Origin of the sequence: Paraconexibacter sp. AEG42_29 (assembly GCF_040581415.1) — a bacterium.
Lineage (GTDB): Bacteria > Actinomycetota > Thermoleophilia > Solirubrobacterales > Solirubrobacteraceae > Paraconexibacter.
In genome coordinates, this window is sequence record NZ_CP114014.1 from 1,667,372 (window position 1) to 1,691,434 (window position 24,063).

The 24,063-nt window shown below is 71.8% G+C and carries 20 protein-coding genes; 15 read left to right on the top strand and 5 right to left on the bottom strand.

The genetic code is table 11. From position 1 onward, the window contains the following. The first annotated feature begins 18 nt into the window (after window positions 1-18). Window positions 19-1,419 carry a UTP--glucose-1-phosphate uridylyltransferase gene (locus DSM112329_RS08065; protein WP_354701300.1) on the top strand — a complete coding sequence of 467 codons (1,401 nt, stop codon included), beginning with the start codon at window positions 19-21 and terminating at the stop codon, window positions 1,417-1,419. Window positions 1,420-1,446: 27 nt separating this feature from the next. Here DSM112329_RS08065 and DSM112329_RS08070 read toward each other — a convergent pair whose 3' ends face one another. Then, window positions 1,447-2,265, bottom strand: coding sequence for a cytochrome c oxidase assembly protein (locus DSM112329_RS08070; protein WP_354701301.1), 819 nt, complete (start codon window positions 2,263-2,265; stop codon window positions 1,447-1,449). A 112-nt stretch (window positions 2,266-2,377) separates the two neighbouring features. On the opposite strand from DSM112329_RS08070, the gene DSM112329_RS08075 reads away from it, so the two are divergent. From DSM112329_RS08075 to DSM112329_RS08090, 4 genes are all read left to right on the top strand, one after another. Beyond that, entirely contained in the window at window positions 2,378-3,058 is a 681-nt protein-coding gene (locus tag DSM112329_RS08075) for a double zinc ribbon domain-containing protein (RefSeq protein ID WP_354701302.1), read from the top strand. Window positions 3,059-3,222: 164 nt separating this feature from the next. Next, complete coding sequence (gene raiA / locus DSM112329_RS08080) at window positions 3,223-3,567, top strand: ribosome-associated translation inhibitor RaiA (protein ID WP_354701303.1); 345 nt, start codon at window positions 3,223-3,225, stop codon at window positions 3,565-3,567. 125 nt (window positions 3,568-3,692) lie between these two features. After that, window positions 3,693-6,563: a preprotein translocase subunit SecA gene (gene secA, locus DSM112329_RS08085; protein ID WP_354701304.1), complete on the top strand. Its 2,871-nt coding sequence runs from the start codon at window positions 3,693-3,695 to the stop codon at window positions 6,561-6,563. 38 nt (window positions 6,564-6,601) lie between these two features. Next, window positions 6,602-7,852 carry a GAF domain-containing protein gene (locus DSM112329_RS08090; RefSeq protein WP_354701305.1) on the top strand — a complete coding sequence of 417 codons (1,251 nt, stop codon included), beginning with the start codon at window positions 6,602-6,604 and terminating at the stop codon, window positions 7,850-7,852. A 55-nt stretch (window positions 7,853-7,907) separates the two neighbouring features. Here DSM112329_RS08090 and DSM112329_RS08095 read toward each other — a convergent pair whose 3' ends face one another. Together DSM112329_RS08095 and DSM112329_RS08100 are read right to left on the bottom strand one after the other, a co-directional pair. Then, complete coding sequence (locus DSM112329_RS08095) at window positions 7,908-8,846, bottom strand: histone deacetylase (RefSeq protein WP_354701306.1); 939 nt, start codon at window positions 8,844-8,846, stop codon at window positions 7,908-7,910. Window positions 8,847-8,877: 31 nt separating this feature from the next. Then, window positions 8,878-9,375: a hypothetical protein gene (locus DSM112329_RS08100; RefSeq protein ID WP_354701307.1), complete on the bottom strand. Its 498-nt coding sequence runs from the start codon at window positions 9,373-9,375 to the stop codon at window positions 8,878-8,880. A gap of 27 nt (window positions 9,376-9,402) precedes the next feature. Here DSM112329_RS08100 and prfB point away from each other — a divergent pair, with 27 nt between their 5' ends. Together prfB and DSM112329_RS08110 are read left to right on the top strand one after the other, a co-directional pair. Then, the gene (gene prfB, locus DSM112329_RS08105) at window positions 9,403-10,545 is read left to right on the top strand and encodes a peptide chain release factor 2 (protein WP_354701308.1); all 1,143 of its coding nucleotides are present in this window, start codon (window positions 9,403-9,405) and stop codon (window positions 10,543-10,545) included. Window positions 10,546-10,550: 5 nt separating this feature from the next. After that, entirely contained in the window at window positions 10,551-12,095 is a 1,545-nt protein-coding gene (locus tag DSM112329_RS08110) for a DegT/DnrJ/EryC1/StrS family aminotransferase (protein WP_354701309.1), read from the top strand. An 88-nt stretch (window positions 12,096-12,183) separates the two neighbouring features. On the opposite strand, the gene DSM112329_RS08115 is transcribed toward DSM112329_RS08110, so the two are convergent. Next, window positions 12,184-13,155: an NADPH:quinone oxidoreductase family protein gene (locus tag DSM112329_RS08115; RefSeq protein WP_354701310.1), complete on the bottom strand. Its 972-nt coding sequence runs from the start codon at window positions 13,153-13,155 to the stop codon at window positions 12,184-12,186. A gap of 47 nt (window positions 13,156-13,202) precedes the next feature. Between DSM112329_RS08115 and nadC the strand changes: the two genes are divergently transcribed. From nadC to DSM112329_RS08130, 3 genes are all read left to right on the top strand, one after another. Further along, the gene (nadC, locus tag DSM112329_RS08120; RefSeq protein WP_354701311.1) at window positions 13,203-14,060 is read left to right on the top strand and encodes a carboxylating nicotinate-nucleotide diphosphorylase; all 858 of its coding nucleotides are present in this window, start codon (window positions 13,203-13,205) and stop codon (window positions 14,058-14,060) included. After that, window positions 14,060-15,046 carry a quinolinate synthase NadA gene (gene nadA / locus DSM112329_RS08125; RefSeq protein WP_354701312.1) on the top strand — a complete coding sequence of 329 codons (987 nt, stop codon included), beginning with the start codon at window positions 14,060-14,062 and terminating at the stop codon, window positions 15,044-15,046. Before nadC ends, nadA begins: the two co-directional genes overlap by 1 nt. A 72-nt stretch (window positions 15,047-15,118) precedes the next feature. Further along, window positions 15,119-16,708, top strand: coding sequence for an alkaline phosphatase D family protein (locus DSM112329_RS08130; protein WP_354701313.1), 1,590 nt, complete (start codon window positions 15,119-15,121; stop codon window positions 16,706-16,708). 291 nt (window positions 16,709-16,999) lie between these two features. Here the strand turns inward: DSM112329_RS08130 and DSM112329_RS08135 are convergent, their stop codons facing one another. Further along, on the bottom strand, window positions 17,000-18,253 hold the full coding sequence (locus DSM112329_RS08135; protein WP_354701314.1) for a pitrilysin family protein: 1,254 nt from the start codon (window positions 18,251-18,253) through the stop codon (window positions 17,000-17,002). Window positions 18,254-18,346: 93 nt separating this feature from the next. Between DSM112329_RS08135 and ftsE the strand changes: the two genes are divergently transcribed. From ftsE to smpB, 5 genes are all read left to right on the top strand, one after another. Next, window positions 18,347-19,201 (top strand): cell division ATP-binding protein FtsE, encoded by an 855-nt coding sequence (gene ftsE / locus DSM112329_RS08140; RefSeq protein ID WP_354701315.1) that lies wholly within the window; start codon window positions 18,347-18,349, stop codon window positions 19,199-19,201. A 19-nt stretch (window positions 19,202-19,220) separates the two neighbouring features. Beyond that, window positions 19,221-20,114, top strand: coding sequence for a permease-like cell division protein FtsX (ftsX, locus tag DSM112329_RS08145; RefSeq protein ID WP_354701316.1), 894 nt, complete (start codon window positions 19,221-19,223; stop codon window positions 20,112-20,114). 41 nt (window positions 20,115-20,155) lie between these two features. Next, on the top strand, window positions 20,156-21,367 hold the full coding sequence (locus DSM112329_RS08150; protein WP_354701317.1) for a S41 family peptidase: 1,212 nt from the start codon (window positions 20,156-20,158) through the stop codon (window positions 21,365-21,367). After that, entirely contained in the window at window positions 21,368-23,386 is a 2,019-nt protein-coding gene (locus tag DSM112329_RS08155; RefSeq protein WP_354701318.1) for an RNB domain-containing ribonuclease, read from the top strand. 196 nt (window positions 23,387-23,582) lie between these two features. After that, window positions 23,583-24,062: an SsrA-binding protein SmpB gene (gene smpB, locus DSM112329_RS08160; protein WP_354701319.1), complete on the top strand. Its 480-nt coding sequence runs from the start codon at window positions 23,583-23,585 to the stop codon at window positions 24,060-24,062. Window position 24,063 lies beyond the last annotated feature (1 nt).

Here is a 24,063-nt window from a genome sequence, read left to right on the forward strand (position 1 = left end):
ATCAATACCATTCCGGGCGTGACGGAACCCGAGGCGCTCCTGGCGGCCGAGAAGAAGCTGCGCGCCGACGGCGCGGGCGAAGTCGCGGTGCAGACGTTCCTCAAGCAGCTCGCGCGCGTCCACCGCGGGGAGCGCGGCGAGCTCACCGAGGCGCAGATCGAGCCGGTCACCTCGCTACCCGACGCCGAGGACATCGACGAGCCGTCGCCCGAGCGCGCGACCGCCCTGCTGGACGAGACCGTCGTCATCAAGCTCAACGGGGGGCTCGGGACCTCGATGGGCCTGGACGGTCCCAAGTCGCTGCTGCCCGTCAAGGACGGCCTCACGTTCCTCGACGTCATCGCCCGGCAGGTGCTCCACCTGCGCGAGAAGACCGGGGCGCGGCTGCCGCTCGTCCTGATGAACTCGTTCGCGACCCGCGAGGACTCCCTCGCCGCACTCGACGCCTATCCGGAGCTGGCGCAGGACGTCCCGCGCGACTTCCTGCAGAACAAGGTGCCGAAGCTGCGCGCCGACGACCTGCTGCCGATCGACTGGCCGGCCGACCCGGCGCTCGAGTGGGCGCCGCCCGGCCACGGCGACGTCTACGCCGCGCTGACGACCTCGGGCATGCTCGCGAAGCTCATCGACGCCGGCTATCACTACGCGTTCGTCTCCAACGCCGACAACCTCGGCGCGGCCGTCTCCAAGCGCCTGCTGTCCTGGTTCGCGGGCACCGGCGCGCCGTTCGCCATGGAGGTCGCCGACCGCACCGCCGCCGACCGCAAGGGCGGCCACCTGGCGCGCCGCGTTGGCCCGCTCCGCGCGGGCGGGCTGGTCCTGCGGGAGCTCGCGCAGACCCCGGACGCCGACGTGGACGCCTTCCAGGACGTCGACCGCTACCGGTACTTCAACACGAACAACCTGTGGATCGACCTGCGGGCGCTGGCGACGACGCTCGACGGCACCGGCGGCGTGCTCGAGCTGCCGCTGATCGTCAACGCCAAGACGGTCGACCCGAAGGACGACGACTCGACGCCCGTCCTGCAGCTCGAGACCGCGATGGGCTCCGCGATCGACGCGCTGCCCGGCGCGGTCGCGATCCGCGTCCCGCGCATCCGCTTCGGGCCCGTGAAGGCGACCAGCGACCTGCTGGCCGTGCGGTCCGACGCCTACGTCCTCGGGCAGAACTCGCGCCTGGTGCTCGACAAGCGGCGCCTCGGGCTGCCGCCCGTCCTGGAGCTCGACAGCGAGTACTACAAGCTCGTCGAGTCGCTCGACGCGCACTTCCCGGAGGGCTCGCCCTCGCTGGTCGACTGCGCGCGCCTGCGGATCGACGGGTCGGTGACGTTCGGGGCGGATGTCGTGGTCCGCGGGGACGTGGTCGTCCACGGCCCGCAGGACCTCCCGGCGGGCACCGTGCTCGACGGCACCGCCTGACCCGGGCCCGGCCCAGGCCCCGCGCGCTCAGGCCGAGCGGTCGCCGTAGAGGTCGTCCCGCTCGCTCTCCCGGTCGCTGTCGGCCAGCGCCTTCACGAACAGGAAGGCCAGCGCGATGCCCATCACGATCGACTGCTCGATCGCCATGATCGCGCCCGCCGCCGCCTGGTCGTCGGTCGCGGACAGGCCCCACACCTCCGGCCGCTGGACGTAGAAGTCGTAGAGCGCGTCCGGGGCGAAGGTGATCGCGATGCCGAGGAAGCCGACGAACAGCTTGGTCACCAGCATGTAGACGACGGGCCCGAACGGCCCGATCGAGATGCGGCCGCGGATGGGGGACAGCAGGTGCCACCAGTAGAGCGTCCCGACGCTCAGCATGCACACGTGCTCGATGACGTGGACGACCGGGTGCTCGAGCGCGGCGTCGTACAGCGCCGGGATGTGCCAGAACCACATCGCCGCGACGTAGAGGACGACAGCGAGCGCCGGGTGGGCCAGCGGGCCTGCCGCCTCCTCGACCCGCTGCAGCCGGCGCGTGACCGGGCGCATCAGCACCTTCGTCAGCGACAGCATGAGCAGGATCGGGACGACGTCCAGCAGCAGCACGTGCTGCACCATGTGCATCGCGAAGACCTGCTCGCCGAGCACGTCGATCGGGGAGAACAGCGCCGCGACGGACACCAGGATCGCCCCGGCGAACGCGATCGCCCGCCCGACCGGCGCCCCGCGGGCGCCTTCCGACGTGCCGCGCACGCGCCGCCAGCGCAGCCCGTAGGCGACCGACAGCCCGCTCAGCAGGACAGCGGCGCCGGGCTCGAACGTCCACGAGTAGTCCACGGCCGCCATCGGGCGATCATGCCACGCGCCGGACGCGACACACCCCTGCGGCACCTGCGGCGCACCCTCGCCGCAGGAAGGCGGTAGCGCCCGCACCGCCGGCCGGCCGACGATCCGCGGGATGCTCACGCCGCTGCTCGACCTGCTGGCGCCGCCCGGCTGCCTCGCGTGCGGGGAGCCAGGCCGCTCACCGCTCTGCGGGGCGTGCCGGCGGGACCTGCGCTTCCTGAACGACTCGGGCCCCTGCCCGCGCTGCGCCCTGCCCCGCCGGCCCGGGGGCACGCACCACCACTGCCCGGCCGCCGATGCGCCCTGGCGCCTGGCGTGGGCGCCGGTGGCCTACACCGGCCCGGCCACGCGGCTGGTGGCGGCGCTGAAGTACCGCGGGGCGCTGCCGTGCGCCCGGCTGATGGCCGCGCAGGTGGTCGCGGGGGCGCCGCCGGGGCTGCTGGGGCCGGCGGCGACGCTCGTGCCCGTCCCCACCCACCCGGGCCGGACGCGCCGCCGGGGCTACGACCAGGCGGACGTCCTGGCGCGGGCGATCGCGGCCCGCTCCGGCATCCCGGTCGTACGGTGTCTGAAGCGGACCGGGGCGGGCGCGGTCAGGCAGCAGGGCGCCGGGCGCGCCGAGCGCCTGGAGGCGGGCCGGATCGACCTGCGCCTCACGCGGCCACCGCCGTCGCACGTCGTCCTGGTCGACGACGTCCACACGACTGGCGCCACCCTCCGCGCGGCCGCGGCCCGCCTGCGCGAAGCCGGCGCCGCCGACGTGGTGGCGGTCACCTGGGCCCGGACGCTGTGATGCACCCGGTACCGGCGCTGACAGGCCGCCGGCGCGACTTCGCCCGTGGGGTGCAGAGGTCCCCTTTAAGGAGCTAGCACAAATGTTGCCGAGATGTTGACAGGGGGGTCGCGACGGGCGTACGGTCGCTGGTGACAATCGCCTCCCCGAACAGGAAGGGCCTTATGCAGATCGAGCTCAAGGGTCGCAACGTTCCGGTCACCGACGACTTGCGTGAGCATGTCGAGAAGCGGTTTCGAAAAATCTCGAACCAGGTCCCTGACGTCGTGCGGATGGAGGTGGAGTTCGCGCACGAGAACAACCCTGCGATCGCAGAGCGCGAGATCGCCGAGGTCACGCTCTACCTCAAGGGCAAGACCCTCAGGGCGCACGATCACGCCCGCGACCTGCACCACGCGATCAACCTCTGCGAGGAAGAGCTCTGCCGGCAGGTGAAGCGCCACCGCGAGAAGCGCACGCACCGCCGCGAGGCGCGCATCAACTCCGGGCGCATGCGCCCGGCGATGTAGGCGCCGCATCACCCAAGCCAAAGCCGGCCTGCCCGGCCGGCCGGGACGCGATCACGCCTCCCGCACGCCGCTCCCGCCGCGCGCGACGACCGCGCGGCGGGTGCGGGCACGTCTACACTGGACCCATGGGCTTTCTCGACCGCGCGCTCAACATGGGCGAGGCCAAGCAGTTCCGCCAGTACGAGAAGCGCGTCGCTGCGATCGGCGCCTTCGAGCCTGAGCTGGAGCTCGAATCAGACGACGAGCTGCGTGAGCGCTTCCTCGCGCTGCGGACCCGCGTCCAGGACGAGGGCGAGGCGCTCGACGTCGTGTTGCCGGAGTGCTTCGCGATCACCCGCGAGGCCAGCCGTCGCAGCATGGGCATGCGCCACTTCGACGTCCAGCTGATCGGCGCGATGGTGCTGCACGGCGGCAACATCGCCGAGATGAAGACCGGTGAGGGCAAGACGCTGACCGGGACGCTCGCGGTCATCCTCAACACGCTCGCCGGCAAGGGCGTCCACGTCGTCACCGTCAACGACTACCTCGCGCGGCGCGACGCCGAGTGGATGACGCCGCTCTACCACTTCCTCGGCCTCACCGTCGGCGTCCTGCAGAACATGCAGGATCCCGAGGAGAAGCGCCTCTGCTACGTCGCCGACATCACGTACGGCACCAACTCGGAGTTCGGCTTCGACTACCTGCGCGACAACATGGCGACGTCGCTGGACGAGAAGGTGCAGCACGGCGGCCGGTACACCGAGGACGGGCGCCCGCTCGCGACGCACAACTTCGCGATCGTCGACGAGGTCGACAACATCCTGATCGACGAGGCGCGGACCCCGCTGATCATCTCCGGCGCCCCCGAGGCCGCCGCCGACCACTACATCCAGTTCGCGAAGCTCGCGAAGGTCATGGAGTCCGGCAAGGCGCCGGACGGCATGGACCCGCGGACGAAGAAGGAGTTCATCGCGGACTTCGACTTCGAGTTCGACGAGAAGCACAAGACCGTGGCCGTCACGGAGCGCGGCGTCTCCAAGACCGAGAAGTTCCTCGGCATCGACCACCTGTACCGCGCGGAGAACGGCCCGCTCGTCAACCACCTGATCCAGGCGCTGAAGGCCGAGTCGCTCTACAAGCGTGACGTCGACTACGCGGTCGTCGACGACGACGTGAAGATCATCGACGAGTTCACCGGCCGCATCCTGGACGGACGCCGCTGGTCGGAGGGCCTGCACCAGGCGGTGGAGGCGAAGGAGGGCGTCCGGGTCCAGGAGGAGAACCAGACCCTGGCGACGATCACCCTGCAGAACTACTTCCGCATGTACGACAAGCTCGCGGGCATGACCGGCACGGCCCTCACCGAGGCCACCGAGTTCATGAAGATCTACAAGCTCGGCGTCGTCCAGATCCCCACCAACCGCGACATGGTGCGGATGGACAAGAACGATCAGGTCTACAAGACCAAGGACGGCAAGTGGAGCGCCGTGGTCCGCGAGATCGCGGTCCGCCACGCCAACGGCCAGCCCGTCCTCGTCGGCACGATCTCGGTCGAGGTCTCGGAGATGCTGGGCGCCCAGCTGAAGGCCAAGGGCATTCCCCACGCGGTCCTGAACGCGAAGCCCGAGTACGCCGAGATGGAGGCGGAGGTCGTCGCCGAGGCGGGGCAGCCGGGCGCCGTCACGATCGCCACCAACATGGCCGGCCGCGGCGTCGACATCAAGCTCGGCGGCAACGCGGAGCACCTCGCCGAGCTCGAGGTCAAGACCAAGCTGGGGATCCTGCCGGACGACCCGGACTTCGCCGAGCACATCAAGACCGTGCTCCCCGCGATCGAGGCCCGCGTGACGGAGAACCGCGAGAAGGTCATGGGCGCCGGCGGCCTCTTCATCGTCGGCACCGAGCGCCACGAGTCGCGGCGTATCGACAACCAGCTGCGCGGCCGCGCCGGCCGCCAGGGTGACCCCGGCGAGTCGCGGTTCTTCCTGTCCGCCGAGGACGACCTCGTCCGCCTGTTCGCGGGCGATCGGATCTACAAGATCCTCGACCGCATGGGCACGCTCGACGAGGACGGCAACGAGGAGCCGATCGAGGCGGGCATGCTGTCCAAGCAGATCGAGAAGGCGCAGCGGAAGGTCGAGGAGCAGAACTTCCTCATCCGCAAGCGGGTCCTCGAGTACGACGACGTGATGAACGAGCAGCGCCGCGTGGTCTACGAGTACCGCGACAGCGTCCTCCAGGGCGAGGACATGCGGGACTCTGCCCGCGAGCAGATCGCCGAGGCGGTCTCGCGCACGATCGCCGAGTACACCCCCGGCGACTACCTGGAGGACTGGGACCTCGACGGCCTCTGGATCGCGATCCAGGACGTCTGGCCCGTCAGCTTCCTCCAGGACGAGATCGACCTCGACGGCGTCGACCGCGAGACGCTGATCGACACGCTCGCCGAGGACGCGATCAAGCTCTACGACAAGCGCGAGGAGGAGCTCGGCGAGGAGCTCATGCGTGCGCTCGAGCGCTACCTGCTGCTGCAGATCATCGATCAGCGCTGGCGCGAGCACCTGTACGACATGGACTACCTGCGCGAGGGCATCCACCTGCGCGGATTCGCCCAGATCGATCCGCTGATCGCGTACAAGAACGAGGCCTACGACCTCTTCACCGACCTGATGAACACCATCTGGTCGGACTTCGCCCGCATGATCTTCCACGTCGAGGTGGAGATCGAGGGCGAGGGCGAGGAGGCCGCCGGGCAGCTTCCGCCCCCCGTGTTCCCGTCCGCCGCGGGGCAGCCCGCCGGGCTGAACTACTCCGGCGGGGTCGGCACCACCCAGCCGAGCGCCCTGATGGACGCCGCGGCCGGTGGCACGGTCGCCGGCGAGCCGTACTACGCGGACGGCGAGGAGCTGCCCGCCCCGGTGCAGCAGCGCGTGCTGGACAGCCACGAGACGACGGGTCGCAACGACCCGTGCTGGTGCGGATCGGGCCGGAAGTTCAAGAAGTGCCACGGCGCCTGACCTAAAGGACCGCGGCGGTGCGGTCGATGCATCTCCGGATGGGCCGCTCCGCCACCTCCCCCGCCGTGCCGTTCGGCACGACCCCGAGCGAACGCGTCACGATGGCGCGGTCGCTGGCCGTGCTGTACGCGGCCGGGGGCGCGCTGGCGAACGTGACGGTGCTCGTTCCGCACGCGCACAACACCGAGGAGCTCGGTGTCCTCGCACCGGGGACGCTGGCGCTGATCGTCGCCGTCCTGCTGTACCGGTTCTCGGGCCGCGTCAGCGTGGGCGCGCTGCGGCTCCTGCTCGCCCACGGCGCGATCCTCGTCACCGTCTGCGTCATCTTCGGCGGGGACAGCGCGGACGCCTACCCGTTCCTGTACCTGTGGGTGTCGCTGTACGCCTGCTATTTCTTCAGCACGGGGATCGCGGCCGGCATGGTCGGCTTCTGCATCGTGCTGCACGCCGGCGCGCTGACGATCGGGCTGACCGACCACACGACACCGGGTGTGCACTGGCTGATGGCCACGGGCACCCTCGTCGTCGGCGGGCTCCTGATCAGTCGGCTGACCGCGGCGATCCGGGCCCAGTCGGAGGACCTCGCGACGGTGTCGCGGATGGCCGGCGGGCTCTCGGACGTGGAGGAGTTCGCGCAGGCGACCTGCGAGTCGCTCCGGGGCTCCTCCGGGGCGGACGTCGTCATCTTCCTCGAGCCGGTCGAGGTCGGGCTGCAGGTCACCGCGATGGCGGGCGCCTCGGAGGCCGGCATGGCCTTCGCGGGGGACGCCGCCCGCAAGGGCATGCAGCGGGCGTTCCGCGGCGGCGAGCCGGTCGAGCTGCTCGACGACGTGGACGACGGGCACCGCAGCCGGCTGAGCGGGCACATCATCGGGCTCGCGCAGCCGGTCGTGCGGGACGGGGAGACCGCGGCCGTGCTGGCGGTCGCGTGGACACGGCCGCGGCGCGCCCTGCCCGACCGCGTCCGCACCGCCGCCATGCTGTTCGCGGCGGAGGCCAGCCTGGCCCTCGACCGCGCGGCCCGCGCGTCGGAGGATCGCGAGCGGCAGGCGCTCGAGATCAACGACAACATCGTGCAGGGCCTGGTCGTCGCGAAGTACTGCGCGCAGCGGGGCGACAACGAGGAATCGATCCGGGCGATCGACGAGACGCTCGGCCGGGCGCGGCGGCTGATCACCGATCAGCTGCAGAACGTCTCGCGCGGGCGCAGCGGCGCCATCCGTCCCGGCGACCTCGCCCGCACCGAGGCGTCGAGCGTCGACCTCGAGGACCCCGCGGCCACCCGCTGAACATTCCTCGGAGGATGGCGGGGGTCTGGCCCGCCGGATCCTCCGGTCGCATCCGTCAGGACGTCGGGCGCGGGGCCGGGAGGGGGACGTCGCGCGCCCGCTCCACCGCCGCGCGGACGGTCCGCGCGTTGATCCGCACGCCGTCCCAGACGTCCGGCGGGTAACCGCCCGCGAGGGTGACGAGGATCGGGACGCCGGCCGCCCCCGCATGGTCCAGGACCAGCGCGTCGCGCGCGGCCAGCCCGTCGAACGACAGCGCCAGGCGGCCCAGCCCGTCGCCCTCCCACGGGTCCGCGCCCGCGAGGTAGACGATCAGGTCGGGCACCCCGAAGGCGCGCGCGGCCACCTGCAGCGCGTCGGCCAGCGCGCTCAGGTACGCGGCGTCCCCCGTCCCCGCCGGCAGCTCGACATCGAGGTCGGAGGGGATCCGCTTGAACGGGTAGTTGCGCTCGCACTGCACGCTCAGGGTGTACGCGTCCGGGTCCGGCCCGAGCAGCTCGGCGGTGCCGTCGCCCTGGTGCACGTCGCAGTCGACGATCAGGACGCGCTGCGCGGCATCTTCGGCCCGCAGGGCGAGCACGGTCACGGCGAGGTCGTTGAACAGGCAGTAGCCGCGGGCGCTCGCACGGCCGGCGTGGTGCGTGCCGCCGCCCAGCATCACCCCGACGCCCTGGCCGTCGAGGGCGTCCCGGGCGGCGTGCAGCGTGCCCTGCGTGCCGCGGCGCGCGCGCTCGACGAGCTCCGCCGACCACGGAAGGCCCAGCACGCGGGACTCGCGACGCTCCAGGGCGCCCGTGCGCAGGCGCTCCAGGAACGCGTCCTCGTGGACCGTGCCCAGCGCCGCCCACGAGATCGCCTCAGGGGTCAGGACGTCCGCCGCCCGCAGCGTCCCGTCGTTCACGAGCGTGTCCCGCAGCAGCCGGTACTTGCCCAGCGGGTAGCGATGCCCGGCGGGGAGGGGGAACGGGAAGTCCGCGTGGGACCAGGTGCGCATCCCGCTTGAGGATGGCGGGTCGGGGGACCGTTCAGGTGCCGCGTGGCGGCGGGCCGCCCACGCTGCCGCCGGCGCCGCCACCGCCCTGCTGCGCAACGCCGCCCGGGCCGTGTCGCCCGCGGCCGCCCGGCAGGCGGTCGACGATCCGGCCCGCCCGCTCGATCGCGCCCTCGAGCGGCTCGCCGAGGTCCAGCGCCCGCTGCAGCAGCGGGAGCGCCGCCGCGATCTCGGCCCCGCGCTTCGCGATCTCGGCGCCGACGGCCTGGGTCGACCGCGCCTCGGCCAGCAGCGCGTCGCCCAGGTGCTCGAACTGGCTGCCGAGCGCCGTGATGTCGCTCGCGCCGCGCTCCAGGCGGTTGCCGAGCGCGGTCAGGACGTCGAGCTGCCCCTCGATCCGATCGGCCTTCGCCTCCAGCCGCTCGAGCAGATCGACCGCCCGCTCAGCCGTGGTGGCCAGGGTGTGCAGATCGTCGAGCGTCCGCAGCGCGAGCCGGGACGGGAGCAGGACGGCGTCGATCAGCGGGTTCACGCCTCCGACGATACCCTCGGACGAGCCATGGCCGCCCCATCTTCCAGTGATCTGACCGTCTCCCAGCGCATTGCGGCCATCCAGTCCGCGCTCGTGGTCCTGCACGACGGCATCGACCCCGACGCGCTGCAGGCACGCGCCGCCGAGCTCGAGGCGCAGATGGGCGAGCCGGGCTTCTGGGACGACTCGGACGCCGCCGCGAAGGTCAGTGCCGAGCACGCGCGCGCGTCCCGCAAGGCCGAGGCCTTCACGACCCTGACTGCGGATGCCGAGGACCTCGAGGCGCTCGCCGAGATGGCGCTCGAGGACAAGGAGATGGCGGGCGAGCTGACCGAGCAGATCGCGTCGGTCGAGTCGCGGATCGCCGCCCTCGAAGAGGAGCGGCTGTTCAGCGGCAAGTACGACGGCGGCGACGCGCTCGTCACCGTCAACGCGGGCGCGGGCGGCACGGACGCGCAGGACTGGGCGGAGATGGTCCTGCGCATGGAGATGCGCTGGGCCCAGGCCCGCGGCTTCAAGGTCGAACTGCTGGAGGCCAGCGCGGGGGAGGAGGCCGGCATCAAGACCGCCACCTTCCGGGCCGAGGGCGAGAACGCCTACGGCCTGTTCGGCGCCGAGAAGGGCGTCCACCGCCTGGTCCGCATCAGCCCGTTCGACTCGCAGGCGCGCCGGCAGACGGCGTTCGCCGGCCTGGAGGTCGCGCCCGTCATTGACGACGTGGGGGAGATCGTCATCGACATGGACGACGTCGGGGTCGACACCTACCGCGCGTCCGGCGCCGGCGGCCAGCACGTCAACAAGACCGACTCGGCCGTCCGCCTGACCCACCGCCCGTCCGGCATCGTCGTGCAGTGCCAGAACGAGCGCTCGCAGACCGCGAACAAGGAGACCGCGCTGAAGATGCTGCGCGGCAAGCTCGTCGAGCTGCGCGAGCGCGAGCGGATGGAGGAGATCGCCAAGGAGAAGGGCGAGGTCCAGGACGTCGGCTGGGGCTCGCAGATCCGCTCCTACGTGCTCGCGCCCTACACGATGGTCAAGGACCACCGCACCAACGTGGAGGTCGGCGACCCTACGAAGGTCCTGGACGGCGACCTCGACAACTTCATCCGCGCCGAGCTGCTGCGCCGGGCCGGGGTCGCCGACGCCGCGCCGGCGGGGGACGGGGCCTAGCCACGATGCCCGGGGCCGGCGGCGCGGACGGGGACGGATCCGCGGCCGGGGCCGGGGGCGCGGGCGCGGCCGGCGACCACATCCATCCGCGGCAGCCGACCGCGCCGTACTTCGACGCGGTCCTCGCCTACGGCCTGCGGGGCTCGGGCCGCTTCCACGTCCCCGGGCACAAGGGCGGCAGCGGCGCAGATCCGGCCCTCCGCCACGCGCTGGGCGACCGGGCGCTGGCGCTCGACGTCCCCCAGGACATCCACGGGATCGACCTCGGGACGTCGCCCACGCCGTACGAGCAGGCCGAGGCACTGGCCGCCGAGGCGCACGGCGCGGCGCGGACGTTCTTCCTCACCAACGGCGCGACGCAGGGCAACCACGCGCTGATGCTGGCGCTGGCGCCGCTCGGCACCCGCGTCGTCTGCCAGCGCAACTCCCACGCGTCGATCGTCGACGGGCTGGTCCTCAGCGGCGGGCTGCCGACCTTCGTGCACCCTGAGGTCGACGACGCGCTCGGCATGGCGCACGGCGTCACGCCGGACGGGCTGCGCGCTGCACTCACGGCCACCCCGGACGCCGCCGCGGCGTTCGTGGTGTCGCCCACCTACTACGGCATGTGCGCGGACATCGCCGGGCTGGCCGAGGTCGCGCACGCGGCCGGGGTGCCGCTCGTCGTCGACCAGTCCTGGGGGCCGCACTTCGGCTTCCACCCGGACGTCCCCGCGAGCGCGCTGCAGCTGGACGCCGACGCGGTCCTTACCAGCACCCACAAGATCGCCGGGTCGCTCACGCAGTCGGCGATGCTGCACCTGTCGGCGTCGGGACGGGTCGACGCCGAGGCGGTCGCCCGCGCGATGCGGCTCGTGCGGTCCACGTCGCCGTCGTCGCTGCTGATGGCCTCGCTGGACGCCGCGCGGCGGCAGCTCGCGGTCCACGGGGAGGCGCTCCTGCACGAGACGCTCGCGGTCGTCGACCGCACGCGGACGAAGCTGGCCGCGACGGCGGGCCTGCGCGTCCTGGGCCCTGAGCTCGTCGGCCGGCCGGGCATCGCCGCCTGGGACCCGCTGCGGATCGTGCTGGACGTGCGCGAGACCGGCCGCAGCGGCTACGACGTGGCGGAGGCGCTGCGCGGTGCCTACGACGGAAACGTCGAGCTTGCGACCGCGGCGACGATCGTGCTCGTGGTGGGCCTGGCGGAGTCGGCGGTCGCGCTCGACCGCGTGGCCGGCGACCTCGACGAGACGGTCGGCCGGATCGCGCGCCACGGCGATGCCCGCGGCCCCGTCGTCCGACCCCCGGCGGCGCCGCCCAGCGAGACCGTCGTGCCGCCGCGCGAGGCGTTCCTGGGCCCGGCGGAGCAGGTGCCGATCGCCGACGCGATCGGGCGGGTGTCCTGCGAGTCGATCGCGGGCTACCCGCCTGGCATCCCGGCGCTGCTCCCTGGGGAGCGCGTCACGGCGCCGGTGGTCGCCTACCTGCAGGCGATCCTAGCCGGCGGCGCACGCCTGCACGGCGCCAGCGACCCGCAGCTGCAGACGATCCACGTCCTGCGCACCTAGCGCTGCGCGGCCGACACCCACCGCGCCCCCGGACGGCCGAGACCCGGAGTCCGATGCTGGTCGGGTCTCGGCGCCGCCGGGGCGCGCGTCAGGCGACCTGCAGGACCGGCTTCCCGACGACCGTGCGGTCCGCGAAGCCCTGCAGCACGGCCGGGCCCTGCTCGAGCGGGACGGCCGGGCCGGCGTCCAGGTGCATGCGGCCCTCGGCCATCCAGCCGAACGTCTCGGCGGCGGTCCGGGCCGGGAACGTGGGGTCGGCGGCGATGAAGCCGCCGTAGTTCACGCCGACCACGTCGTGCGACCGCAGCAGCAGCCGGTTCACCTTGATCTCGGGGATCGTGCCGCCCGCGAAGCCGACGACGAGCAGCCGGCCCTCCGGCGCCATGCAGCGCAGCGAGCCCGCGGCCACGTCGCCGCCGACCGGGTCCCAGACGACGTCCGCCCCGCGGCCGCCGGTCAGTTCCTTGACCGCGGCGCCCCACTCGCCGGTGCTGTCGATCGCCTCGTCGGCCCCCGCAGCCAGGGCCGCCGCGCGCTTCTCGTCGGTCGACGCTGCCGCGATCACGCGCGCGCCCAGGGCCTTGGCCACGCCGATCGCCGCCAGGCCCGTCCCGCCGGCCGCCCCGTGCACCAGGAGCGTCTCGCCCGCGGCCAGGCGTCCACGGCGCACGAGGCCCAGGTGCGCGGTCCCGGCGTTGATCACGGCACCGGCCGCGGTGACGTCGTCCACGCCGTCCGGAAGCGGGAAGGTCAGCGATGTGGGGGCGGCCGCGACCTCGGCGTAGCCGCCGGTGAACGTCATCGCCGCCACGCGCTGCCCGACGACCAGCGACGAGCCCGCCGGCGCGCTGCGCACCGTCCCGGCGATCTCCATCCCCGGGATGAACGGCAACGGGGGCTTGATCTGGTACTCGCCCTTGGTGATGAGCATGTCGACGAAGCCGACCCCGGCGGTGCGGACGTCGATCAGCACCATGTCGTCCTGCGCCTCGGGGACGGGGACGTCCTCGATCTTCAGGCCGCTCGGGCCGACGGTGTCACGGAGCATCAGGGCACGCATGGGACAGACCCTAGATAACCACCCGAGGTCCTATCCTTCCGCGTCCCATGGTCAGCCCCGCCGTCGACCCCGCCCTGATCGCCGACCTCGTCGCGCGCGCCCTCGCCGAAGACGTCGGGACGGGGGACCTCACCAGCGCGGCCACCGTGCCGCCGGGGACCCGGGCAACGGCACGCGTCCGGCAGAAGGCGCCCGGGGTGATCTACGGCCTGGCGGCCGCGGCGGAGGCGTTCCGCCAGACGGACCCCGGCGCGGCTTTCACCACCCTGGTCGAGGAAGGCGTCTGGCGCGAGGACGGGCCCGTCTTCGAGGTCGCGGGGGACGCCGCCGCGCTGCTGGCCGCCGAGCGGACCGCGCTGAACATCCTCGGGCGCCTGAGCGGCGTCGCCACGATGGCTGCGCGCTACGTGCGGGAGGTCGACGGCACGGGCGCCACGATCCTCGACACGCGCAAGACGACCCCGGGCCTGCGGCTGCTCGAGAAGGCAGCGGTGGTCGCGGGCGGGGCCAGCAACCACCGCATCGGCCTGTTCGACGCCGTGCTCATCAAGGAGAACCACTCCGCGATGGCGGGCGGTGTCGGTGCCGCTGTGCGTGCCGCCCGGGCCCACGCCGGCGATGGTGTCCTCGTCGAGGCCGAGGTCCGCAACCTGGCCGAGGTCGACGAGGCGCTGGAGGCCGGGGCGCCGCGCGTCCTGCTCGACAACATGTCCGTCGCGCAGCTGCGGGCCGCCGTGCAGCACATCGCCGGTGCCGCCGAGACCGAGGCCAGCGGGAACGTGAACCTGGACACGGTCCGGGCGATCGCGCAGACGGGAGTACAGTTCATCTCTGTCGGGGCGCTCACGCACTCGGCTCCGACGCTCGATCTGTCCCTGATCCTGACTCCAGAGAAGGCCCGATGATGAGCGAGCTCCTGACCCTCGAATCGATCCCGGCCCTCCAGGCGGAGGTGCGCGCGCTGGCCAAGGAGCGCGACGCCGTGATCCTCGCGCACAACTACCAGCTGCCCGAGATCCAGGACGTCGCCGACTACGTGGGCGACTCGCTCGGCCTGAGCCAGATGGCCGCGAAGTCCGAGGCGTCCGTCATCGCGTTCTGCGGCGTGCACTTCATGGCCGAGACCGCGTCGGTCCTGTGTCCGGACAAGAAGGTCCTGATCCCTGACGTCGACGCGGGCTGCTCGCTCGCCGACTCGATCACCCCGGGCGAGCTGCGCGACTGGCAGGCCAAGTATCCCGGCGCGCAGACCGTGATGTACGTCAACACCACCGCCGAGATCAAGGCGCTGACCGACTACTGCGTCACCTCGTCCAACGCGGTCGCCGTCGTCGAGCACATCTACCGCGAGCACGGGCAGGACACCGAGATCCTCTTCGGGCCGGACATGTTTCTCGGCGCCTACGTCGAGAAGACGATCGGCCGCCCGCTGCACGTCTGGGACGGCGAGTGCCACGTGCACGCCGGCATCCGTCCGTCGGACATCGAGGACGTCCGGGCCGCCAACCCCGGCGCCGACTTCCTGATCCACCCGGAGTGCGGCTGCTCGACGAGCGTCATGGAGTACGTCGCCGCCGGGGACGTCGACGCGTCCGGGGTGCACATGCTCTCGACGGGCGGGATGCTGCAGTACGCCGAGGACCACAAGGGCGACGGCAGCACGGTCATCATGGCGACCGAGGTCGGGATGATGTACCCGCTGCAGCAGGCGGCGCCGGACGTGAACTTCATCGCGGCCAACGAGAAGGCCAGCTGCCGCTACATGAAGATGATCACGCTGCCGAAGCTGCGCGACTGCCTGCGCGACCTGTCCGGCGAGGTCAAGGTCGCCCCCGCGATCGCAGAGAAGGCGCGCATCCCGATCGAGCGCATGGTCTCGATCAACGCATAGCCGACCCCGCAGCGCGCCACTTTCACGCAGAAGCGACAACGAGAGCGGTACGGGCGTGCCAGACTTGCGCCCATGCTGACCGACCACACCCGCCGCGGCTTCGTGGCGGGCAGCGCGCTGACCGCCGGCGCCGTCCTGCTCGACGGGCCCAGCGCCCTGGCGAAGGGCTTCCGGGCGGCCAGGCCGAAGGTCCCGGTGGCCACGCGCGGCGGCTTCTCACTGGGGGTGTCGTCCGGCTTCCCGAACACGACCGGTGCTGTGCTGTGGACGCGGGTCGACGACCTCGCGAAGAGCTCGCTCATCACGCTCGAGATCAGCACGGACAAGGGCTTCCGCAAGGTCGTCCAGCGCAAGCAGGTCACGGCGTCCTCGGTGCGCGACTTCACCGCCCGGACCCAGGTCAAGGGCCTGAAGCCGGGGACCGAGTACTTCTACCGCTTCCACACGAAGAAGACCGACTCCATGGTCGGCCGCCTGCGCACGCTGCGGCCCGCCGACTCCGCCGAGCCGGTCCGGGTCGGCGTCCTGTCCTGCCAGTCCTACGAGGCGGGCTACTACACCGCGATCGCCGGGCTGGCCGCCGAGCCGGACCTCGACCTCGTCCTGCACCTGGGCGACTACATCTACGAGCACCACTTCTACGACGGCCCGGCCGAGCGCAAGGACACCACCGGCCCCAACAAGGACGGCGACGTGCAGACGCTGGCCGAGTTCCGCGCGAAGTACCGCCTCTACAAGAGCGACCCGGACCTCATCGCGATGCACGCCGCACACCCGTTCGTGTCCATCTGGGACGACCACGAGGTCGAGGACAACTACGCCGGCGACCGGCCGGACTCGGCCAGCACCGACCCGGAGAACCTCGAGAACGACAACGAGTACCCGCGCCGGGTGCCGTTCGCCGAGCGCCAGCGCGCGGGCTACCTGTCGTACTTCGAGTACATGCCGCGGATCCGGAAGGCGAACGACACGACCATCTACGGGTCGATCCCGCTCGGTGCGAACGCCACGGTCTTCCTCACCGACCAGCGCCAGTACCGCACGCCGCAGCCCTGCAACGACGCGCTGCTGGCCCCCTGTCTGGACGGATCGAACCCCGCATCCTCGATGCTCGGCGCGAAGCAGAAGACGTGGTTCAAGAACGCGCTGAGGTCCGACAAGGCCAAGTGGAAGCTGTGGGCCAGCGAGGTCATGCTGATGAGCCTCGACGCGGCACCGGGCCTGGCCGTCAACCAGGACGGCTGGGACGGGTACGCCGCCGAGCGCGCGGAGCTCCTGAACTTCGCGCGCAGCAACGGCATCAAGAACCTCGTCGCGCTGACGGGCGACATCCACACCTACGCGGCGGGGACGATGACGACGACCGGGCGCGCGTCGGGCACCCCGGTCGGGACCGAGTTCGTGGGCGGCTCGGTCAGCTCCCTCGGGCTGTCGGACATCTTCGGCCCGGCCGCCGGCGCGCTGGCGCTGCTGCCCGCGACGAACCCGCACCTGGCCTACCTGAACACCGAGCGCCGCGGCTACATGGTCGTCGAGGCGACCGCGGACCGCCTCGACGTGGCGTTCCGCTCACCGGCGTCGACGCTGGTCGCCAAGAGCCCGGTCACCACGCTGAAGTCGTTCAGCGTGGCGAGCGGCTCGACGCGGGTCGTGGTCCGCTGAGCACGTCGACCGACGCTCGGCGGCCGGCCGGTGGCGCCGGCCACACCCGCTGTCAGGTTCTGCCCATGATGAGGTGCACAACCTGACAGCGGACGGCTACCAGGCTCGCGCCCCGGGACCCGGCCGTTGCGGCAGGCAAGCGCCGACCCCGTCCCGGCCCGCCGTTCCCACAGCCGCCACGACCGCGACGGTCCTCGGCGTCAGCGCCACCTACCCACCCACGCGAGCATCACCGCCCTGTCCGCGCGAAGGAGCGTCTCTCCGTCGCGCCCGCCGGAACCGTGTGCCGCCTCAGCCGAACTCGGACGCCTCGTGCGGGCCCACGCAGGCGATCGCCAGCGTCGTCGGGTCCACGCGCCGGGCGATGTCCGCGACCTCGTCGAAGGTGACCGCGTCCATCCGCGCGATGTGGACGTCGGGGTCGATCTGGTCGCCGTAGACGATCGTCTGGTTCGCGGCGGTGCGCGCCACCGCGTTCGTGTTCTCGAAGCCCAGGACCAGGCGGCCGGCGGTGTACGCGCGAGCCCGCTCGACCTCCTCCTCCTTCGGCCCGTCGGCGTGCAGCTCGGCGACGATCTCCTTGATGCGCGTGAACGCCTCGGCGCACTTGCCGGACTCCAGGCCCGAGCCGATCTGCAGGACCGGGGTGTCCGCATAGGCGTGCGCCACGGAGTAGACCGAGTAGCAGAGCCCGCGCTGCTCGCGGATCTCGTCGAACAGCCGCGAGCCCATCGAGCCGCCGAGCAGGGTCGAGTAGATGCTCAGGGCGGCACGCTCCTTCGGGTTGCTCACGTCGACGTCCGGGCGGTAGCTCAGCCGAAGGTGCGACTGGTTCGAGTCGCGCTGCGTCACCAGGACCTTGGGGTCGAACGCCGGGGCGGGCTCGAAGGACTCGGGCGGCGCGACGTCCGGGAAGCGCTCGAAGAGCTCGTGCGTCGCCGCGCCCTCGGCCAGGTGGGACACGTTGCCGACCACGAACGCCCCGCCGCGCGTCCCGGCCCAGCGCCGGTCGCGGAAGGCGACGATGCCGTCGCGCGTGAACGTCCGCAGGTGCTCCTCGGGGCCCAGGACGGGACGGCCGAGCGGGTGGTCGCCGAACGCAGCCCGGTCGATGAGCTCCTCCGCGACGGCCGAGGGCTGGTCGGCGTAGCGCGCGATCTCCTGGATGACGACGCCGCGCTCCTTGTCGAGCTCCTCGGCGTCGATCAGCGGACGGCCGACGAAGTCGCTGAGCAGGTCCAGCGCCTCCATCGTCGCCTCGGCGCGGACCGTGATGTGGAACGCGACGAGGTCGTGGCTCGTGTACGCGTTCAGCGAGCCGCCCATGCGCTCGGCGGTTTCGTTGACCTTGCGGTAGTCGTCGTACTTCTGGCCGCCCTTGAACACGAGGTGCTCGAGGAAGTGGGCCATGCCGTTCTCCTCGGGGCGCTCGGTGCGGGCGCCGGCGTCGAAGGCGACGAGGATCGTCGTGGCCTTCGTCCCCTCCAGGCCGATACGGTGCAGGGGCAGGCCGTTGGCGAGCGTCTCGGTGCGGATCTCGGGCATGCGGCCAGTCTATGAATGTCAGCCTGCAACCCGTCTTGCAGTGGGCGGCGTCGTGCAGGGAAAGCAGGAGGGCACGGCTAACCTCGGTCGACGATGGCCATCTCCGAACGGCATGCCCGAAACCTCGAGCGCACTCGTGCGCGGCCGGACCAGCAGGTCCCCAACGTCATCGAGTTCCGTGGCGTCTCCAAGCAGTTCGAGTCCGGGGACACGGGTCTCGACGACGCGACGTTCTCGATCCAGCGCGGGGAGTTCGTCTTCCTCGTGGGCCACACCGGCTCGGGCAAGTCGACGATCATGCGCCTGCTGATCAAGGAGCACGAGCCGTCCGGGGGCACGATCCGCGTCGCCGGCCACGACCTCTCGCAGCTCGAGCGCAAGAAGGTCCCGTACTACCGCCGCAACCTCGGGATCGTCTTCCAGGACTTCAAGCTGCTCCCGAACCGCACCGTGCACGACAACGTCGCGTACGCGCTGCAGGTGACCGGCGGCACCCGCAAGGACATCCGCGCGAAGGTGCCGGACATCCTGCGCCTGACGGGCCTGTCGACGAAGCTGCACAACTTCCCCGACCAGCTGTCCGGCGGTGAGCAGCAGCGCGTCGCCGTGGCGCGCGCGTTCGTCAACCACCCGCCGCTGCTGATCGCGGACGAGCCGACCGGCAACCTCGACCCCGAGACGTCGATCGGGATCATGCAGCTCCTGTACCGCATCAACCGCACGGGGACGACCGTCCTCGTCGCGACGCACGACCACGCCATGGTCGACCGCATGCGCCGCCGCGTGATCGAGCTGGCCGGTGGCCGCGTCGTCCGCGACGAGCTCACGGGCGCCTACCGCGAGGGCGAGGTGTCGACGGGTGAGTTCGGCGCTCTCATGCGCGGTGAGCCCGCGCCTGCCCCGCGCCGCCTGCCGGATCCCGGCGACCTCTTCGACGACGCCTTCTAGGCCGGAGCCTCTTTCAGACATGCGTTTCTCGTTCTTCCTCCGTGAGGCGATGCGGTCCGTCAACCGCAACGCCATCCCCAGCTTCGCCGCCGTGGCCTCCGTCGTCGTGACGGTGCTCGTGCTCGGCGTCTTCATCCCCGTCGTGCAGGCGACGACCGGCGCGGCCAACGAGGTCCGTGGCCGCGTCCTCGTCGACGTGTTCCTCAAGACCGACGCCAAGAAGGCGGACGTCGACCGCGTCGAAGCCCTCCTGGCCAAGACCAAGCACGTCGGCAAGGTCCAGTTCGTCTCCAAGGACCAGGCCTACAAGCAGGAGAAGAAGCGCAACCCGGAGGCCTACCAGCTGCTTGGGTCCAACCCGCTGCCGGACACCTTCCGCGTCACGCCGGACAAGGCCGACAACGCCCTGGCGCTGCGGGACGAGCTGGCGCCGCTGTCGGCGTCCGGCTCGCGCACCTCGATCGACCCGATCATCGAGAAGGTCGAGAACCGCAAGGACCAGACCGGCAAGATCCTCACCGCCACGCGCGTGGTGAAGCTCGCGATGTTCGCGCTCGCCTTCCTGCTGGTGATCGCCTCGATCCTCCTGATTTCCAACACGATCCGCCTGTCGCTCTTCTCGCGGCGCCGCGAGGTCGAGGTCATGAAGCTCGTCGGCGCGACCGACTGGTTCATCCGCTGGCCGTTCGTGATCGAGGGCGTGGTGCTCGGTGCGCTCGGCGGCGTCGTGGCCATCATGCTGCTCGGCGTCGGCAAGATCGCCCTCGTGGATCCGCTCACCAGCGACTTCGCGCTGATCGCCTCACCGGAGACGATCTCGTTCGGGCTCCTCGTGTCGCTCCTGCTCGTGGCGAGCGTCGCTGTGTCAGGCCTGGGCGCAGGGCTGTCGCTCAGGCGCTTCCTGCGCGTCTGACCAGCTAGCCTGACAGGGGCGGCCTGTGCCGTCCCCTCACCGTGAGCACCGTCCGCCGTCTCATCCCCACCGTGTCAATCGTGCTCGTCGTCCTCGTAGGCGGCATGTGGCTCGGTGGGCACCCGCAGTTCCTGCCCGGGTTCGCGCGGGACGCCGTCGTCGACGACAAGACCGACCGGATCGCCGACGCGATCGAGAAGGTCCAGGACGTCTACTACCGCAAGATCACCGACCGGCAGGTCTCGGACACGGCGATCAAGGGCATCGTCGCCGGCCTCGACGACCGCTTCTCGAACTTCTTCACGGCCAAGGAGTACGCGGCCTTCCAGCGCGAGCAGAGCCCGCGGTTCTCGGGGATCGGCGTCGCCGTCGACACCGACAAGGACGGCCTGTTGATCGTCAAGGTCTACCCCGACTCGCCCGCGAAGGACGCCGGCCTGCAGATCGGGGACGTCCTCACCACGGCGGCCGGCCGCAGCCTGCGGGGGCTGACCGTGAAGAAGGCCGCGTCGATCATCACCGGCCCGATCGGCACGACCGTCAAGATCGCCTACCGCCGCAAGGGCAAGACGAAGACGATCACGCCGACGCGCGCGACCATCAAGCAGCCGCTGGTCGAGTCCAAGCTCGTGCGCGAGGACGGCAAGAAGGTCGGCTACGTGAGCCTGTCCCAGTTCGGCCCCGGCGCCCACGCCGAGGTCTACGCCGCGCTCGAGAAGCTCATCAAGCAGGGCGCGGACCGGTTCGTCTTCGACCTGCGCGGCAACGGCGGCGGCCTCGTCAGCGAGGCCCAGCTGATCGCCAGCGCGTTCATCCGCTCGGGCCCGATCGTCACGACCAAGGGCCGCGCCGTCGAGTCCAGCACCCTGAACGCCACCGGGGACCCGGTCGCGCCCACCCAGCCGGTCGTGGTCCTGGTGAACAAGGGCACCGCGAGCGCGTCGGAGATCGTCGCCGGTGCGCTGCAGGACACCAAGCGCGCCGAGATCATCGGGACGCGGACGTTCGGCAAGGGCGTCTTCCAGCAGATCATCGAGTTGCCCGACGGCAGCGCGCTCGACATCACCGCCGGCCAGTACTTCACCCCGAGCGGCCGCAACGTCGGCGGCAAGGGCGTCACCGCGGGGTCCAGCGTCAACACCGGTGCGGGCATCGCGCCGGACGTCGACGTCGAGGACGACCCCGACACCAAGACGCGTGACGAAGCCCTCGACACGGCGCTGTCCGTGGTCGCCGGGCAGTCCGCGAAATAAATGAGTGGAGACGGGAAGGGCAAGCGCAAGGGCCCGCCCGGCGGCTCCAAGCCCGCGAGCAAGAAGAAGAAGGCCCACCGCAAGGGCACGGGACCGGGCGGTCCCAAGAAGGGCGCCGCGGCCGGATCGTCCGGCGGTCCGAAGTCCGCCCGCAAGCCGGGCGCGCACCGGCCGTCCGCGTCCGGACGGGGCGACGAGGGGGGTCCCGTCGAGCGCCCCGCCGCGCCGCGCACCAGCGGGCGCAGCCGCCAGGCCGAGCCCGCCGCCGCCGGCGAGACCGTCGTCTGCCGCCTGGAGCACCGCGGCCGCCAGCTGAGCGCCGTCCCGTTCTTCGCCCGTGGGCCGCGGATCCCGATCGAGCGGGCCCGGGACGGTGGCCCGGACGACCTGGTGCTGCTGCAGACCCCGCGGTCGGCCCGGGGCGCGCCGAAGGTGCTGCGGGTCCTCGGCAAACCGGACAACGCGTCGGTCGTCATCGAGGCGCTGATGCTGGACCGCGGCCTCGCCCGTCGCTTTCCGCCCGGCGTCGAGAAGGCCGCGGAGGAAGCGCGTGACGCCGGCCGCGCCGGGCAGCTGGACCACATCGGTGGAGCCGCACGCGAGGACCTGCGCCGGCTGACGACGTTCACGATCGACCCGGTCACCGCGAAGGACTTCGACGACGCGATCAGCGCCGAGGCGATCGCGCCCGGACACTGGCGGGTCTGGGTGCACATCGCCGACGTCAGCGCCTTCGTCCGCCCGGGCTCCGCCGTCGACCGCGAGGCCTACCGCCGGGCGACGAGCGTCTACGTCCCCGGCAAGGTCGAGCCGATGCTGCCGGGGCAGCTGAGCAACGACGCGTGCTCGCTGCGGCAGGACGTCGACCGCCTGGCGGTCACCGCCGAGCTCGAGGTGCGCGGCGACAGCGTCGTGAAGGCGCGCTTCTTCCGGTCGACGATCCGCTCCGACCAGCGTCTGGACTACGACCGGGTCGACCGCATCTTCGCGGGGATCGAGCGTGCGGAGGAGCCGTGGGCCGAGCCGCTGGCCGCCGCCCGCGGCGCCGCTGCCGCGCTCGGGTCGCGCCGCGCGGGGGACGCGCTCAGCATCGAGTCCGCCGAGCCGCAGTTCAGCTTCGACCGGGCCGGGCACGTCGACGGCGCGCAGGTCGGGGTCCAGACCGAGTCGCACACGCTGATCGAGCACCTGATGGTCGCCACGAACGAGGCCGTCGCGCGGCTGCTGTCCGACCGGTCGGTCTCGTCGCTCTACCGCGTGCACGAGAAGCCGGACGGCGCCCGCGTCGAGCGCCTGGTCGAGCAGCTCGCGTCCCTCGACGTGGCGACGCCCGCCGTCCCCGAGCACATCACCCCGGACATCGCCGCGCGCGCGATCGTCGAGGCGTCCCGCCTCATCGACCAGCACGCCACGCGGACGGGCCACGGCCGGCGGGCGCTGACGTCGCTGCTGCTGCGCTCCCTGAAGCAGGCGCACTACGCGCCGAAGAACCTGGGGCACGCCGGCCTCGGGCTGACCCACTACGCGCACTTCACCTCCCCGATCCGTCGCTACCCGGACCTGATCGCCCACCGGGCGCTCCTGAGCGCGATCGGCGCGGGCGAGGACGCGCCGCGCGGCAGCGCCATGGATGAGGCCGCCGTCACGACGTCCGCCCGCGAGCGGGACGCCATGAAGATCGAGCGTGCCGCCGATGACGTCGCGCGCTGCTTCCTCCTGGAGCGCGAGCTGTTCGAGGGCTCCGGCGGGACGGGCCGCCCGTTCCCCGGTGAGGTCGTCGGCATCATCGAGGCGGGCGCGTTCGTCAGCTTCGGGGGGCCGGACTCGAGGGCGCCTGGCGGGTACGAAGGGATGCTCCCGGTCCGCCGCATGCACGGGGACTGGTGGAACCTGAACGAGGCCGGGACGATCCTGTCCGGCGCGGTCAGCAAGGAGTCGATCCGCCTCGGCGACGCCTTCACCGTGAGCGTGCACCGCATCGACGCGCCGCGGGGCCGCGTCGACCTCGACCTCTCGTAGCTCCCGGGCCGGACGGCCCTGGACAGTTGTCCTACTCAGCTTCCGGCGCCGGACGCCGATGACATTCCCTGCGAGGACAACCAGCTTGGCGTGGTGCAGGGGGGACACCTTCACCGCTCCGGAGTACCAGCTTGTTTCCCCACGCTGCGAGGCGCCCTCCGGGCGTCTCGCGGCGTTTAAGGTCTAGGCTGGACATGTGGCAAAGGGCGGCAAGCGCAAGATCAACGAAGGCGACGTGGCGAGCAACCGGCAGGCGTCGTTCCGGTTCGAGTTCACCGACAAGCTCGAGTGCGGGATGGTCCTGACCGGGACCGAGATCAAGGCGATCCGGACCGGCACCATCCAGCTCAAGGACGGCTACGTCCTGATCCGCGAGGGCGAGCTCTTCCTGCACAACGTCCACATCCCGCCGTACGGCCCGGCGGCGCGCGACAACCACGACCCCGAGCGCGTGCGCAAGCTCCTCGCGAACCGCAAGGAGATCGACAAGCTGGTCGCGGAGACGAAGGAGAAGGGGTACGCGCTGATCCCGACCCGCGTCTACTTCAAGGGGTCCAAGGCCAAGGTCGAGGTGGCGCTGGGCCGGGGCAAGGACCGGTTCGACAAGCGCGAGTCGATCAAGAAGAAGGACATGGCGCGGGACGTCCAGCGCCAGCTCCGCGACGCCGAGCGGTAGC